The following is a 14,281-nucleotide window of genomic DNA, read 5'->3' on the forward strand; positions in this document are numbered from 1 at the left end:
GAAAATCCACGTTCTACGAGCACTTCAGTGGGAAGGACGAAGTCCTTCTGACGGCCATGCAACCAATCCTGCTGACGCTCGCCACCGCTGCGTCGGGGCGTGCAGCGCGTTCATACGTTCGACCTGTGATCGAGCATCTCTGGGAACGACGATCTGTCGCAAGACCGATCATTGATTCGACAGCGGGTTCGATCCTCCAGCGTCGCTTGGCGGATACCATAGCCAGACATGGCGGCAGGTGGACCGGCGCTGGGGAAACTCCCCTTTCCGCGGTTGGCATTGCAGCGGCCCAACTGTCGATGCTGCGCTGCTGGCTGGCGGGTCACGTAACTGCCACGGTCGACATTATGACCGACCAACTGATCGCCTGCTCCCGGCTCAGGGACGGTGATCTGACCTTATAAGCGGGAGACACGAGAAGCTCCCGATTTCGGAACACTATCGTTGTCGGGGGCCAAGTTAGTCCGGCAGTACGCGACCAAATTACGTCGTTCGCCTAATGCCAAGTAAGTGTCGCGTTCGGACGAAAGCTGCCACCGTCGTTCGTCCCGCGGGTGAGGCCGCCGCCCGCCCATTGCGCCGTTCGGGAGCGGCAACACGTTTCCAGAAGCCGGACGTTCATTAAACCAAGCCTGGGGAACAGACCGCCGCGGGATCTAGAAATTGACGATTTCGGCAGAGCCGGTTTTCGAAGAGCGCAGAGCCAGAAACGACATTCGGTGGATACACGGCATTTGCAGCCAAGTCCGAACCTCCTCGGATGGCGGATTGCACGCGGCATTCCAGAACGTTGTCGGTCGCACATCCGCCTGACTTTCGCCCGAATGTTCATCGACCACATCTCCTCAAATTTGGGGGGTGGCAGAATGGCACGGCAGTGGCGGGCGGCATTGACGGGCCTTTTCTGCTTGATCGCTTCGCCGAGCTGCGCACAGGCTCTGCATGGTCTAACGCTGGACGACGTGCTTGGTACGGAACACATCGATCAAGCGGTGTTTTCCCCAAACGGCGACTGGATTGCTGCGATCATCCAGCGCCCTGCACGCGTCGGCGAGGTATACGGCAGACTCCCCTATGAGATCGATCCGACTCGCAACGACTTTTGGCTGATTAATACAAAATCGGGCGCACGACGTGCCATCACGCGAGGATCTGCGGACGCCGCAGGCTATTGGTGCGCCAGTTGGTCGCCTGATAACCGCTACGTCGCGCTGCTTTCAACGCAGCCCGGCCGGGGCGAACCGCGCGGCGGTGACAATGTTCGTCTCTACATCTGGGATCGGATCACCGGCGCAATAAGGCGTATGAGCGACACGCCGGTGATGAGCCAGACCCGCTACGGCAGCGCGCTCGATAAGCTCGATCTGCGTGGGGGTGCCATCAAGCGCAATGGTGCGCACGCCTGCCAGTTGAACGGGGACAACGCGCCCTTCGTCTGGCTCGATTCGAAGCGCCTGCTAGTCGCCACCTTGCCGCAGGGACAGGTCTCAGGAGTACTGGACCAATATGGGCGGCCCTATATCGAGGCGGCACGTACCGCGGCCCGCCTGCGTGGCGGTATCGAGCCGACGGTTCTGGCGATGGGCAGCGGTGCCGCGCGGCTGCCCAGAGACGAAGCGGCCAACCAGGCGATACTGCGCATCGTCGATGTTACGACGAGGCACGCCGAAACGGTCGGCATTGTTCCCACCTATCCATTCCGCAGTGCGCTTAGCCTGTCTGTATCGGTCGATGGCAAGAAGCTGGCGGTAATGGCGACCCTGGGTGCACTACAACCCAAGACTGGGGAAACTCTGCCCAACAACACCGATGACAACTGGACGGTAGAGCGGTGGGTCGGCTTTCTAGATCTCTCACCAAATAGCGTTGTCCACTGGGTCGAGCCAGTAGCCGCGGCGAAGTATCCGACTTTGCTGCTCGATTGGATCGACAACAATCACATTGCCTTTACAGCGCGAAGCAGCCCCTTCGATGCGATAGCGCATCGCTTCATCGCCTCGACCGATGGCGGCGTGCGGCGAGCCGAGGGGCCTGATCCGGCAGCGCCGGCTGAACGAAACGTAGAGATGCCCGCGCGTGGGACATTGCTTGACGACCGCCCGGATCTTGACTCAGTGATTTGGAGCGAGACAGGCCGTACTGGCCTGATCCTGCACCAGTCGCGTGTCTCTACCGACACTACGCGCGACCTGCTGATGCTGAACAGCCACCTTGCCGCGGTTGATTGGGGCATGATCAGGCTGATCGAATATACGAGCACACGCGGTGAATCACTCAGAGCGGTCGCGATCCTGCCGCCCGGATACCGTGCCGGCCAGCGCTATCCGACCCTGGTCTGGGTCTATGGTGGCTATATTGTGCGGGACCTCGATCACGATTTCATGTCCGATCCCTGGATGCCCGGAATCTACAACCTCTATTTGTACGCGGCACGGGGCTATGTCGTGCTGGTTCCTTCGATGCCGCTCGGCGACCGAAGCCAGGATGCCAACAGCTATGCGAGGATTGCGGACGGGGTGTTTCCTGCGATCGACCGGCTGACTGCGTTAGGAATAACCGATCCCGCTCGCATCGGCGTATTCGGCCAGAGTTTCGGAGGCTACAGTGTTTTCGCCCTTCTGACGAAGACCGATCGCTTCAAGGCTGGTGTGGCCATGGCCGGACTCAGCGACATCTCAAGCCTGTATGGCGAGCTCGATCCTGGCGCCGTCGGTTATCCCGGCATCGCCCATGAGAAGAGCGACAACTGGTCCGAACTACGCACCACAGGCCGAACAGTGCCGCCATGGCGGGACCCGGCGGGCTATGCCAGTGTCTCCCCGCTGTCCTATGTCGACCGCGTCAACTCGCCCCTGCTTATAATCCATGGCGATCTCGACATGCGGGGCGCACCGTCGCAAGCAGAGCGCTTCTTCTACGCGCTCTATCAGCAAGGTAAGACAGCGAAGTTGCTCCGCTACGGGGGGGAGAGCCACAGCCTAGCCCAGTCGCCAGCGAATATCCGAAGCATCTTTGCCGAGACAAACGCATGGTTCGACCGCTACCTCGATGTGCGACGATAACCCCCAATTCGGGCACGAACGCCAAATGGCGGCTTCTGATCGAATCGGCCCTTCAACGTATCTCTCGGGAAGGGCGGCTTCGTCCCACGAAGCGCCGGTGGGGCTCCCGGCGACATTCGACCACATCCAGTCGTTCAACGCCGCTGATGTGAACGTCGGCTTTCGCCGAAACCCGTCAATGAGGTCGCTAACCTCGCAGTCGGCTTGGCACCCGATTGGGCGCTTCAGCAGGTTGATCACCTGTCCGGAACCAATCGCTGCGGAAGGCGGCCGACCAGGGCTCGGCGACAGAAGGCGGGATTGCAAAAAAAATCTGCTAATGCGAGGCTGTTGCAAATCGTGCGGTTCTTTTCTATCGCCCCCCGAAAGGGGAAGACGATGAAGTTCGCCATCGGCGTGATCGCCGCAGCTACCATCTGGACGGGAAGTGCCAAGGCGCAGGACGGCCGCGCCGGCGAGGACGCGCTCGAGACCGCGCGCGAGGATATCGTGGTGACCGCCGCACGCACCACCTTGCCGGCCAGCGCACTGCCGCTGACGGTGGACGTGATCGACCGCGAGACGCTGTCGCGCCAAGTCGCGGTGTCCGGCTCCACCGTCGATGCGGTGTCCGCGCTGCTCCCGTCCTTCTCGCCGACGCGCGAGAAGATCACCGGCTTCGGCGAGACGCTGCGCGGCCGATCGCCGCTCTACGCGATCAACGGCATCCCGCAGACGACGCCGATCCGCGACGGCGCGCGCGACGGATACACCATCGATCCGTTCTTCATCGACCGGGTCGAAGTGATCTACGGCTCCAACGCGCTGCAGGGCATCGGGGCGACGGGCGGGGTCGTCAACCAGGTCACCGTCGGCGCGTCCAAGAAAAATGGCTGGAGCGGGCGCACTCTGCTCCAGGGCAATAGCGGCGACGATTTCTCCGGTGACTCGCTCGGCGGCAAGGTCGCTGGTTTGGTGAGCGTCCGCAGCGGCCGGTTCGATGCCACCGCCGGCGCGGCCTTCGAGCGGCGCGGTGTGTTCCTCGACGGGCGCGGCCGCCGCATCGGGCTCGACGGCAACCAGAGCGAGATCCAGGATACCGACAGCCTTTCCTTCTTCGGCCGGGCAGGCTTCGACCTCTCCGATACCGCGCGCATCGAGGTGATCGCCAACCGCTTCCGGCTCGAAGGCAACAATCATTACCTGCCCGTCGACGGCAACCGGGCGGTGGGCATCCCCGCCACCAGCCGCCGCGGACAGACGCCCGGGCAGCCCTCCACGGGCCTAGCCGAGATGGTGTCCGCCTCGCTCACCGACGGCGATCTGGCGGGCGGAGCGTTCACGCTGCAGAGCTTCTACAACCGTACCAGCGATACCTTCGCCGGCGGCATCCTGGCGACGTTCCAGGACGCGCGGATCGCGCCGGTGGGCACGTTGTTCGACCAGTCGCGCAACGTATCGCGCAAGATCGGCGGCAAGATCAGCTACGAGCGCGCCGTGCCGGGCTTCGAGGCGCTGACGCTGACCGCGGGCTTTGACGCGCTGATCGATCGCACCAAGCAGGATCTCGTCCAGACCGGCCGCGCCTGGGTGCCGCAGACCGACTTCCGCAGCCTGGCGCCGTTCGGGCAGGCCAATCTCAAGCTGTTCGACGGTGTGGTGCGGCTCGCCGGGGGCGTGCGCTACGAGAATGTCCAGCTCGACATCCCTGACTATACGACGCTCGCCAGTGCGAATGCGCGGGCGGTCATCGGCGGCAAGCCGTCGTTCGAGCGGGCCTTGTGGAACGGCGGCGTGGTGGTGGAGCCCATCAAGGGCATCCGCGCCTATGGCAGCTATGCGGAAGGCTATACGATCGCCGATATCGGGCGCGTGCTGCGCGGCATCACCCAGCCCAACATCCGCATCGCCGATTTCCTCGATCTGACGCCGGTCGTCTCGAACAACCGCGAGCTCGGCGTCGAGGTGAACCAGGGGCCGCTGGAGGCGAGCGCCACCTATTACTGGTCGTCGAGCGACCTGGGCCAGGTGCTGGTGCGTGCCAGCGACGGCATATTCAACGTTGCGCGCCAGCCGATCGATATCGAGGGCCTGGAAGTGAACCTCGCCGTCCGCACCCCGCTGCCGGGACTGAAGTTCGGCACCGGCTTCGCCCATGTCAGCGGACGTACGGATACCAATGGCGACGGCAGGATGGACGCCGATCTCGACGGCGCCAACATCTCACCCGACCGGCTCAACCTCAGCATCGACTATGCCCGCGGACGCTTCAGCGCGCGCGTGCAGGGCCGCTATTATCTGTCACGCCGGTTCCAGGGGCAGCCGATCGCCAATGATTTCGTCGGGTACCGGCTGTTCGACGCTTATGTCGCCTATGACCTGCCGATCGGCCGCATGATGCTGAGCGTCCAGAACCTCGGCAACACCGACTATGTCACCTATTACAGCGACACGCAGGGACCGACCGACAATGCCCGTTTCTACACGGGGCGCGGGCGCAACTTCACGCTGAGCTGGCAGGCCGGCTTCTGATGCACGCCCTTGCCCTGCTGCATCGCTGGATCGGCGCGATCGGTGGCCTCTTGCTCGCGGTGCTGGGGCTGACCGGTGCGCTGCTCGTGTGGCGGGACGAACTCACCTTCGTGGCGCATGCTGGGGACCCGGTGCGTGCCGATCCGGCGGCGCTGGCGAAGGTTGTCGGCCAGCTGTCGAACGCGTCACGCCCGATAGATCGCATCACCTTTGCGGGCGACGGTCTCGGCGTCCACCAGGTGCTGTTCAGGGACGGCGGCGGCGCCTATCTCAGCCAGGCTGGCGAAACCGTCGCCCGCTGGTCGACATCGTGGCAGCGGCCCGAGCTATGGCTGTTCGATCTCCACCATCGCCTGCTGATCGGCGACACGGGGGAGACGATCACCGGCGTGGCGGGTCTCGTCGGGCTGTTCTTCGTCGTCACCGGCGTCCTGCTGTGGTGGCGGACGCGGCGCCGCTTCCGCCTGCGACTATGGCCCGCGACGATGAAGTCCGGCGCGATCGTCCACCAGCATCGCGACCTGGGCGTGGTCGCCGCGCCCTTGCTGATCGTCTCGCTGGTGACGGGGGTGCTGATGGTCTTTCCGACCCTGGGCGGCAGTCTGCTTGCCGAGGCCCGTCCGCGCCCGCTGAAGCTGGAGGGGTATCACGCAGCGCCGGCTGCGCGGGAGCTGGCACCGTTGTTCGAGGCTGCAGCGGCGATCTTCCCCGGCGCCGAGTTCCGTCGCCTGCAATGGCCGCGAAATGCCGGGGCTCCCATCGTCCTGCGGCTGCGGCAGCCGTTTGAGTGGACGCCGAACGGCCGCACCTTCGTCTATGCCGATCCCGCCACGCTGGCGATCCTGGGTCGCGCCGATCCCGCTGAGGGAAGCACTGTGGCTTCGATCCGCGAGAAGCTCTATCCGATCCACGCTGCCAAGGCTGGAGGTGTGCTCTGGAAGCTAGCCATGAGCGTGTCCGGCGTCGCATTGGCTCTGCTCGGGAGCTTGGCAGTGTACGCATTCTGGCAGACGCGATGGAAGATTCGTAGCGCCAAACGCAGCAAGTTAAAGGATAGGTCTCAAGCGGCGGCGCAGAACATCGCTCCAATCAGGCGGTGAGCGTCGGCTGGCGACCAGACTCGGTCGTTCAGATCGGCCACGGCGAACGTCAGCACCTGACAGAAGCTGCCATGGCTGCTCAGAAGCAGATCGCCAGCAAACCGAACACCGGAGCAAGCGCGCCGAGCGTTCCTGCAAGACGGAGGCGTCACGCCCGGCGCGCTTGTGCCGGTGGCGCAGCACGGATATCAAACCGGTGGCCTCTCATTATGGCTGCGGGACCAGGGGTGCAGGTCACCGACATGCTCTCCGATTTGGGCTTCTCCATCGTGGAGACGGGATCTGCCGAGGAAGCCGTGCGGGTTCTCGAACGGGGCCGAGAGGTGGACGTCGTCGTACCGACCACCTCATGCCGGGAATGACGGAACTGAGCTCGCACGCCACGTACAGCAGATCCGACCGGAACTGCCGGTGTGCTGGTATCCGGCTATGCGGAACTGGAAGGCGTGGATGCTGATCGACCGAGATTGACCAAGCCGTTTCGCAAGGATGAGCTGGCAGCGATCCTAGTGTCGCTATTGGACTAACGGACTAAGACGGTTGCGGTACGACAGATCGGGCCGCGTGGCAGTGATCTGCTTCAGCGCATCAGTCCGGCGGCGCGCAGAGCATCTTCTATCACCCGTCCAACGCCGTTAGAGGCGGGCTGAGGCTGAGGCTGGGGCGGTGCTTCGAAATGAATGACCGGTGCGGCCTTTCTCGGCAATTGTGGCGCCGAGAACGGCTGTGAAGGGGCCGGATTGGCCTGATTTCCTGACTTGGTCGCCGCCAAACCCCAAAAACCGGCGATCCGGCGCGTCGAGGAAATACCGGCCTCCAGCATGTAAGCCCCAGCATTGCCGCAAGCATTCGCACCCGTGGTGCTCAGCGGTGTGCCGTGACCAAGACCGTCGATCCGATATTCCTCGATCACCGCACGCCCATGCGCATCGCGCCAGGCGCGGCGGAGATGACCGTCGATCTGCTCGACAACGGCGGGCTCGGGTGCAACGCCATGGAGGCTGCGCCATTGTTCGACAATCAGGGCAGAATTGGCATGGCTCACCGTCGCGTCGCGATCGCCGTGCCAGATCGAGATCGTCGGCCATGGCCCCTGGTGGGGAGATGCCGCAGTCACGAGGGTGCCGAGCGCCGCCGCCGGAGGCCCGCCGTGCGCCCGCATGCGATCAAACGCTTCCGGAATCGAGGATGCGGTGCCGTAGGGGAGACCCGCGATAATGGCCCCACCGGCAAAAACGTCGGGATAGGTGGCGAGCATCACCGACGCCATCGCGCCGCCCGCCGACAGTCCGGTCACGAAGATGCGGGCCGGATCGATGGCATGCTCTGCCACCATCGTCGCGACCATCTGGCGGATAGACAGCGCCTCGCCGTCGCCGCGTCGGGTATCACCCGCGTTGAACCAGTTGAAGCAGAGGTTGGGGTTGTTGCCGCGCTGCTGCTCAGGATAGAGCAGCGCAAAGCCCTCTTCGTCGGCGAGACGGGACCAGCCCGAACCGTGATCATAGCCGGCGGCATCCTGCGTGCAGCCATGCAGTACGACCACCAATGCCGATGGTGCTTGCCCCGATCGAGGCAGGTAGAAGCGCCCTCGGAGCGCGCCGGGGTTCGAGCCGAACGCCGCCAAGTCGGAGAGCCGATCTTCTGTCGCGGTGACGGTTCCGCCGATCACGGCGCTGTTGCGGAAGCGGGAAAGGCGGTTCAACGTGTCGTTCAGGTTACGCATGCGGCTTTTCTCCTGGCCACGGCGGAAGCCCTGACACGCAGCACGTGGTTGGGATGCTGCACTGCACAATGTCGGGCGGCGCGGCGTGGATGCAAGGGCGGGCGTGATCTATTTACGCGCGTGCCAAGATGCTTAGATGCTCGAGAATGGCCGCTCGGGGGTCACACGAAGGCGCAGCCGCAATGCCATCGCCCGCGTATCTTCCACCGTCCTGCCTAAGGCGTCGGCGATGGCTTCGATGCCGATGCCGGCGGTGATGCCGCTGCGTAGATCGTTGATGTTGGTCTGGGTCCAGCGCTGGTGCGTGTCCGTCATCGGCTGACCTTCGAGGGGACTCCGTCATCTTGTACGCGGGTCGCAAGCTCCCACTTGCATCGGGCACCAAGCCCCGAAGAAATCGCGATTTCCGCGAGCCTTGGAAGAACCTCGATCGAACACGGAATCGCAGGTGCGTAAATGAAACGCCAACACCAACGGCATTCGGCCGAACCGAGATTGGATGGCGGCGTGTTCCACGGCAAGGCTGTCTCTTGGCCGGGCTGAGCGTCGCGATCGTCGAGGAACATCAGCTTGTCATCCTTGTCGCCCTATCCGCGGTACAAGGGCTGATGCATCAGCTTCAGGATCGCACACGCGATGTCGTGTCTTGGCGATTGAATCACAAGCGCGCCACAAACTATTTCGGCTTCCGCACGATTGGGGGTAGCCCACGCGTCCCGGCGTCCCCATATAGCGTTCATCGCGCCGCCCTTCCTGAGCCTGGCTGCGACCGAGAGCGATCGACGCTCCCGCTCTGACGCGGAACGCGCTCATGCTTTCCATTTCCGATATGTGGCCCGTAAGGCCCTTCCATCTAGCGTGCCCCTCGGGCCTACGCCAGGCAGGGGCCGCGCGTGCCCGAAGCCAAAGCGCCCGCCGCCCGGGCGGAGCTCGTCCGCTTCTATCGCGCTTCCCGAGCTGACCATCATCTGCACGCGGAGTCCATCTGACCCCAATACTAAGGAGAGTACAACATGGCCAAAGGACAGCAGCGCGGCAACCGCGAGGCACGCAAGCCGAAAAAACCGGAGCCGCCGAAGCAGAATGCTTCCAATCCCTCGCTCAAGGGAATGCCGCAGGCGCAATTGCCCAAAAAGGGCTGATCTTCTTTGCGAATCGAAAGGCTCGGTCCGTGCAGCCGCCTTCGATCCTCTGCTGCCTTGAACGCAGATCCGATGCGCTGGCCTGCGCTTTCGCGCCCCTTTCTCCCGCGCTTCGCGACAAAAAGGAATGCCGATGTCCGCTCCGACGACGAACGAACCGACTGCCACGCGTGCGCCGGCACGCAAGCAGTTCCGCAGCACGTTCGGGATGCCGCGCCCCTCACCGGACAGTCTCGAGCGGCAGAGCCGTGTCGCGCTGCTCGCCTGGAACCTGCTCGGTGGCGATGCGGCGATCGCCTTTCTCAACAGCCATGACGAGGCGCTGGGCGGGCGGCCGCTTGACCTTGCCGTCGCCAGCCCGGTCGGCTGCGAGGCGGTGGAGCAGGCGATCACCGCCCGCGCCGAGCGCCGTTGAATCGCTGCCGTGCTGCTGACCATCCGTCACCGCACCAGCTACCGCTATGCGCGGCCGGTCTGGCTGCAGCCCCACCGGATGATGCTGTGCCCACGCGGCCAGCATGACCTCCGGCTGCGCACGACCGAGCTCCGCTGCGTGCCGCCGGCTGCGATCGACTGGACGCAGGACGTGTTCGGCAATTTGATCGCGACGGCAAGCTTCGCGGAGGCGACCCAGACGCTGACGATCGACAGCCGGATGGTGGTGGATCATTCCGCCGCGGCATGGCCGGTTTTCAGCATCGCGCCGTCCGCGCACCAATTTCCCTTTGCCTATTCCGATGCGGACATCGCCGATCTGGGCGGTATGCGGCTGCCCCATTATCCGCAGGCGGCGAGCCGGGTGGCCGCATGGGTGGCGCAGTTCCGCGGCACCGCGCCGACCGATACGCTGACGCTGCTCAAGACGATCAACACCGCCATCGCGACCAGCCTCGCCTATCGGGTGCGGGAGGAAGAGGGCACCCAGTCGCCGGACGAGACGCTCGACCGAGGCAGCGGATCGTGCCGCGACTTCGCGACGCTGTTCATCGAGGCGGTGCGCCACCTTGGCTTTGGCGCGCACGCGGTGTCTGGCTATCTCCAGCCCGACCTCCCGGGAGACCAGCACGGCACCACCCATGCCTGGGCCGAAGTGTATCTGCCCTGTGCCGGCTGGATCCCGTTCGATCCCACTCATGGCCGCATGGGCGGGGCGGGCCTGATCCCGGTGGCGGTCGCCGGCAACATCGCCCGGATCCACCCGGTGCGGGGCAGCTATCTCGGCGCCCCCGAAGACTTTCTCGACATGCAGGTTGAGGTGACGGTCGAGACGAGCAGCGCGCCCGACGCTGCCTTTGACGCGTATCCACGCTGAGATGCTCGACCCTTTGGGACGCACCGTCGAACTCGATCGCGCCTATCGGACGTTGTGCCGGGGCGCGCGCTTCGTCGCTGGCCCCATGGGGCAAGGCGCGACGCGGCCGGAGAGCGCCGTGCCGATCAGCCATCGGCACCGGTCGAAATGGATCGGCAACGGCCTGCGCGAACTGGATCGGTTCCTGCATCATCTGCTCGACGCGGTCGCGCACGCCCATGGCCTTGGTGCCGCGCCCGGCCAGCGAAACAGCGCCAACAAGCTGCGCGCGCTGCACGCGGCTCTAGGGCGAGGCGGCGACGATTACGCGCGTCTGTTGGCGCTAGGCAGCACGCGCGCCTGCCTTTTCCACTGTGACGGTATCCTGCGCAGCCGCGCGATGGCGGCGGCGTGCTGGATCGGCCTAGGCAGGTCTGGGACGGCATTGGCGCCCGAAACTGGCACGATGCTCGTCATTCTACCGGCGGACCTGCAGTGCGTAGGCCATTTCTATCGAGGGCTCGCCGACGATCTCGCGCAGCGTCCCTAGTAAATACGCGGCGGAGTCCCCATCTTGATATCATCGCGGCTCGCCCTGCCTGAGCAAGGCCGCGGCTGAGAGAGAATCCCGCTCCCGCTCTTCGAAGGAGCAGCCCCATGTCTTCTTTCTCCCTCGTTCCGCGGTCCCCGAACGTGGTTCCATTTATCGATGGCAGTGCGCGCCGCCGACCGGTCCTGTCGATCTTCGCGCCGCGGCACGATCCCGCAGGCCCGCCCAGCCCGAAGTCGGCCTGAATGTCGCGCGTCGTCAACATCGACGCGGCCATGCAACAGGTGCTCGCGACCTGCGCGCAGCAGCAGGTGCGGATCAGCGCGATCGAACCGATATCACCGAGCGGCACGCACGTCGTCTTTGCCCGCGTAGAGGATGCCGAGCGCATCCGCCGTCTCTACCATGATCGGCTTCTCGACGGCGCCGTCACGCGGACCAGCGGCGGCCGAAGGCGCGTCTGATTCTCCGCCGAAGCCTGCTTCCATAAGGAGCCCTCGCATGTCCCCATCCACCGCCGATCCCGCGCACGACGCAGCGACCGAGGAAGAGCACCGCCTGATGGCCGACTATGGCATCACGCGCGTTCCCGCCGACGTCTTCCATTGGGGTGGCTATCGCTACTCCAGCTTCAAGGATGCGCTGGCCGCCGCCCGTCGCGCGGAACGTGCCGCCGCTTCCAATCCCACGTCCGAGGACTCCATCTGATGCAGCCTACCGCCATCACCTGCCGCGCGCAGGAAGCGCGTCAGCGCCAGCTGGCCGCGAACGCATCGCTGCCCAATGTGCGAGACATTGCTTTCATCGCGGCTGCGGCCTGGGAAAAGGAAGCCCTGGCCGCAGAGAAGCGCGAGGCCCGCGACCGCGAGACCCGTCGCCGCCGAGGCGAGGCAAACCTCGGCCGGGCCACCTCGCCGTTCGATGACCGCAGTTTGAGTGAAAACCCGGACCGCGGCTTTGCAAATCGGGCATCGGCACCGGCTGCGCTTGCAATCGTGGCTTTCCGCAACGGTGCTGGCTCGGACGATTGACTTCGGATTGTGGTTTGGGCGCATGACGTGGCTTACCCGGCGATGCGGGCAGCAGGGGCTCGGCCTGTGTCCGGATCCCGCCCCTGCTGACGATCCAGGGACCGCATAATCGGGGTCACCGTCAGCCCGTGCAGCAGGATCGAGAATAGCACTACCAGCCCGACGATGCCCCATAGCCGCTCGGCCTGCGCCACCGTCATATGGTTCATCCCATAGGCCAGGTAATAGATCGTCCCCACGCCGCGGATGCCGAAAAAGGCCAGCGTCAGCTTCTCGCTGCGATCGGCGCGGTAGCCGAGCAGCCCGATCCACCCCGCCAACGGCCGCACGACCAGTAGGATCGTCGCCGCAATGCCAATGTCGACCCATCCGACATGCGCCAGCAGGCCGCTGACGAGCGCGCCACCGAACAGGATCAGCAGCGCCATCATCACCAGCCGCTCGAGCTGTTCGATGATCGTGTGCATCTCGTGGTGGAATGCGTGCTCGCGGTGCGTGTGGCGGAAGGTCAGCGCGGTCACGAACACCGCCAGGAAGCCGTAGACATGGACGATCTCGGTCAGGCCGTAGGACACGAACGTCGCCGAAAGCGCGATCAGGCCGTCGCCCGTCTTGGCGAGCTTGGAGTCGGCGCGCACGTGGAAGGTGAGCCAGCCAAAGGCAAGGCCGACCAGCCATCCGCCGAGAATGCCGCCGCCGATTTCCCACACCACCCGATAGCCCAGCCACGCGCCGAGCCACGGCGCGCCCGACACGGCGCTGGCCGCGAGCAGGATGGCCAGATGGACGAAGGGAAAGGCGGCGCCGTCGTTGAGCCCTGCTTCCGAGGTGAGCCCGAAGCGGACCTCATCCTCTTCCCCGGTCTTTGGCGGGCCGACCTGGACGTCCGAGGCGAGCACCGGATCGGTGGGCGCGAGGCTCGCCCCCAGCAGCAGCGCCGTCGCCAGCGGCAGCCCCAGGGTCCATCCGGCAATGCCCGCAATCGCGAGGATGCTGAGCGGCATGGTGATCGCCAGCAGTCGCCAGGTGACCGCCCAGCGCGCCCATCCAAACACCCGGTCGATCTTGAGACCGGCGCCCATCAGCGCGATGATGACGATCAGCTCTGAAAATCGCTCCGTGATGCCCGGATACCGCATGGGCAGCGGTTGCAGCGTTACCTGGGGCAGAAGGAAGATCGTCGCGCCGATGCCCATGCACACGATCGGCAGCGATAGCGGCAATTTGCGCAGTGCGAGCGGCAGCCACGCCACCAGCGCTACCAACAGGCCCGTCCCGGTCAGGACAAGGATATAGGTGGAGGGGAGCAAGCTGGCATGGTCCATCGTTGCTTAACCGGCCGCCGAGCGGATCGGGTGCCGGCGCGTGCGAAAGAAGCTGGCACCGCCATGTCTGATCGTTGTTCGGCGGAGCGCATCTCCACGCTCAGGCTTTCTCCCCTTCAGGGCCCCGCCGCTTCCCGTTCGCGCAGCGTGGCCAAATGACCGCTCAACTGGCGCAGCACGCGGGTGCGATGCTGATAGGTGTTATGGCGCTCCCCCACCCGACCGGCGACGAAGTCGCTGGAGAACGCCCTGGTCATGTCCGCAAGCGCGGCCTCAAGCGCATCCGCATCCGATCCGGCTGGCGCGCAGGGGTGCGGGGCAGCTTCGTCGAGCAGGCGTGTCTTTTTCTGGTCGATGGTCATGCGTGTGTCCTCGCCGAGCGGGAGCACGTAGCATCTCTCAGTCGCAGCGGCGCTCGTGGCGGGGGCTGCGATAGACTGAAGATGGGGACGCCGAAGCGCTATGAATAGATGCGATTGCATCTATCGGCTGCCGTGCTGCGGCGTCAGGCTTAAGCTGGCTGACGATCAGGTACGGAACCGG

15 protein-coding genes are annotated in these 14,281 nt (G+C 64.8%); 11 read left to right on the forward strand and 4 right to left on the reverse strand.

Annotation, left to right across the window (positions count from 1 at the left end; all coding sequences use genetic code 11):
• The 4 genes from SAZ01S_RS24300 to SAZ01S_RS19460 form a co-directional block, all read left to right on the forward strand.
• The coding region (locus tag SAZ01S_RS24300; RefSeq protein WP_218018127.1) for a hypothetical protein at positions 1-404 on the forward strand (404 nt) is incomplete at its 5' end.
• Between the two features lie 462 nt (positions 405-866).
• Complete coding sequence (locus SAZ01S_RS19450; RefSeq protein WP_218018128.1) at positions 867-3,062, forward strand: S9 family peptidase; 2,196 nt, start codon at positions 867-869, stop codon at positions 3,060-3,062.
• 378 nt (positions 3,063-3,440) lie between these two features.
• A complete protein-coding gene (locus tag SAZ01S_RS19455; RefSeq protein WP_084583917.1) occupies positions 3,441-5,573 on the forward strand; it encodes a TonB-dependent receptor in 2,133 nt (710 codons plus the stop codon).
• Positions 5,573-6,673, forward strand: coding sequence for a PepSY-associated TM helix domain-containing protein (locus SAZ01S_RS19460; protein ID WP_084583918.1), 1,101 nt, complete (start codon positions 5,573-5,575; stop codon positions 6,671-6,673). Before SAZ01S_RS19455 ends, SAZ01S_RS19460 begins: the two co-directional genes overlap by 1 nt.
• A gap of 580 nt (positions 6,674-7,253) precedes the next feature.
• Here the strand turns inward: SAZ01S_RS19460 and SAZ01S_RS19465 are convergent.
• Together SAZ01S_RS19465 and SAZ01S_RS19470 are read right to left on the reverse strand one after the other, a co-directional pair.
• Positions 7,254-8,399, reverse strand: a complete 1,146-nt coding sequence (locus SAZ01S_RS19465) for an extracellular catalytic domain type 1 short-chain-length polyhydroxyalkanoate depolymerase (RefSeq protein WP_084583919.1) — start codon at positions 8,397-8,399, stop codon at positions 7,254-7,256.
• Positions 8,400-8,531: 132 nt separating this feature from the next.
• Positions 8,532-8,714, reverse strand: coding sequence for a hypothetical protein (locus SAZ01S_RS19470; protein WP_084583920.1), 183 nt, complete (start codon positions 8,712-8,714; stop codon positions 8,532-8,534).
• A gap of 698 nt (positions 8,715-9,412) precedes the next feature.
• On the opposite strand from SAZ01S_RS19470, the gene SAZ01S_RS24620 reads away from it, so the two are divergent.
• The 7 genes from SAZ01S_RS24620 (at position 9,413) to SAZ01S_RS19500 (ending at position 12,413) form a co-directional block, all read left to right on the forward strand.
• Positions 9,413-9,541 (forward strand): hypothetical protein, encoded by a 129-nt coding sequence (locus tag SAZ01S_RS24620; RefSeq protein ID WP_281252169.1) that lies wholly within the window; start codon positions 9,413-9,415, stop codon positions 9,539-9,541.
• Positions 9,542-9,674: 133 nt separating this feature from the next.
• Positions 9,675-9,956: a hypothetical protein gene (locus SAZ01S_RS19475; protein WP_139810157.1), complete on the forward strand. Its 282-nt coding sequence runs from the start codon at positions 9,675-9,677 to the stop codon at positions 9,954-9,956.
• Between the two features lie 9 nt (positions 9,957-9,965).
• Positions 9,966-10,853, forward strand: a complete 888-nt coding sequence (locus SAZ01S_RS19480; RefSeq protein WP_084583922.1) for a transglutaminase family protein — start codon at positions 9,966-9,968, stop codon at positions 10,851-10,853.
• 1 nt (position 10,854) lies between these two features.
• Positions 10,855-11,382 carry a hypothetical protein gene (locus SAZ01S_RS19485; protein WP_084583923.1) on the forward strand — a complete coding sequence of 176 codons (528 nt, stop codon included), beginning with the start codon at positions 10,855-10,857 and terminating at the stop codon, positions 11,380-11,382.
• 245 nt (positions 11,383-11,627) lie between these two features.
• On the forward strand, positions 11,628-11,846 hold the full coding sequence (locus tag SAZ01S_RS19490) for an RNA-binding protein (RefSeq protein WP_084583924.1): 219 nt from the start codon (positions 11,628-11,630) through the stop codon (positions 11,844-11,846).
• Positions 11,847-11,883: 37 nt separating this feature from the next.
• Positions 11,884-12,090: a hypothetical protein gene (locus SAZ01S_RS19495; protein ID WP_084583925.1), complete on the forward strand. Its 207-nt coding sequence runs from the start codon at positions 11,884-11,886 to the stop codon at positions 12,088-12,090.
• Positions 12,090-12,413 carry a hypothetical protein gene (locus tag SAZ01S_RS19500; RefSeq protein WP_084583926.1) on the forward strand — a complete coding sequence of 108 codons (324 nt, stop codon included), beginning with the start codon at positions 12,090-12,092 and terminating at the stop codon, positions 12,411-12,413. The genes SAZ01S_RS19495 and SAZ01S_RS19500 overlap by 1 nt, the downstream gene beginning before the upstream one ends.
• A 32-nt stretch (positions 12,414-12,445) precedes the next feature.
• Here the strand turns inward: SAZ01S_RS19500 and SAZ01S_RS19505 are convergent, their stop codons facing one another.
• Positions 12,446-13,738: a cation:proton antiporter gene (locus SAZ01S_RS19505; protein WP_084583927.1), complete on the reverse strand. Its 1,293-nt coding sequence runs from the start codon at positions 13,736-13,738 to the stop codon at positions 12,446-12,448.
• Positions 13,739-13,854: 116 nt separating this feature from the next.
• Positions 13,855-14,100, reverse strand: a complete 246-nt coding sequence (locus SAZ01S_RS19510) for a hypothetical protein (protein WP_139810158.1) — start codon at positions 14,098-14,100, stop codon at positions 13,855-13,857.
• Positions 14,101-14,281 lie beyond the last annotated feature (181 nt).

It is taken from the genome of Sphingomonas azotifigens NBRC 15497, from assembly GCF_002091475.1.
Taxonomy (GTDB): Bacteria; Pseudomonadota; Alphaproteobacteria; order Sphingomonadales; family Sphingomonadaceae; genus Sphingomonas; species Sphingomonas azotifigens.

Coding starts and splice junctions, on each gene's coding strand:
- SAZ01S_RS19475 (WP_139810157.1), top strand. CDS start 9,675: ATGTCCGCTCCGACGACGAACGAACCGACTGCCACGCGTGCGCCGGCA.
- SAZ01S_RS19500 (WP_084583926.1), top strand. CDS start 12,090: ATGCAGCCTACCGCCATCACCTGCCGCGCGCAGGAAGCGCGTCAGCGC.
- SAZ01S_RS19460 (WP_084583918.1), top strand. CDS start 5,573: ATGCACGCCCTTGCCCTGCTGCATCGCTGGATCGGCGCGATCGGTGGC.
- SAZ01S_RS19450 (WP_218018128.1), top strand. CDS start 867: ATGGCACGGCAGTGGCGGGCGGCATTGACGGGCCTTTTCTGCTTGATC.
- SAZ01S_RS19485 (WP_084583923.1), top strand. CDS start 10,855: ATGCTCGACCCTTTGGGACGCACCGTCGAACTCGATCGCGCCTATCGG.
- SAZ01S_RS19465 (WP_084583919.1), bottom strand. CDS start 8,399: ATGCGTAACCTGAACGACACGTTGAACCGCCTTTCCCGCTTCCGCAAC.
- SAZ01S_RS19490 (WP_084583924.1), top strand. CDS start 11,628: ATGTCGCGCGTCGTCAACATCGACGCGGCCATGCAACAGGTGCTCGCG.
- SAZ01S_RS24620 (WP_281252169.1), top strand. CDS start 9,413: ATGGCCAAAGGACAGCAGCGCGGCAACCGCGAGGCACGCAAGCCGAAA.
- SAZ01S_RS19470 (WP_084583920.1), bottom strand. CDS start 8,714: ATGACGGACACGCACCAGCGCTGGACCCAGACCAACATCAACGATCTA.
- SAZ01S_RS19455 (WP_084583917.1), top strand. CDS start 3,441: ATGAAGTTCGCCATCGGCGTGATCGCCGCAGCTACCATCTGGACGGGA.
- SAZ01S_RS19510 (WP_139810158.1), bottom strand. CDS start 14,100: ATGACCATCGACCAGAAAAAGACACGCCTGCTCGACGAAGCTGCCCCG.
- SAZ01S_RS19495 (WP_084583925.1), top strand. CDS start 11,884: ATGTCCCCATCCACCGCCGATCCCGCGCACGACGCAGCGACCGAGGAA.
- SAZ01S_RS19505 (WP_084583927.1), bottom strand. CDS start 13,738: ATGGACCATGCCAGCTTGCTCCCCTCCACCTATATCCTTGTCCTGACC.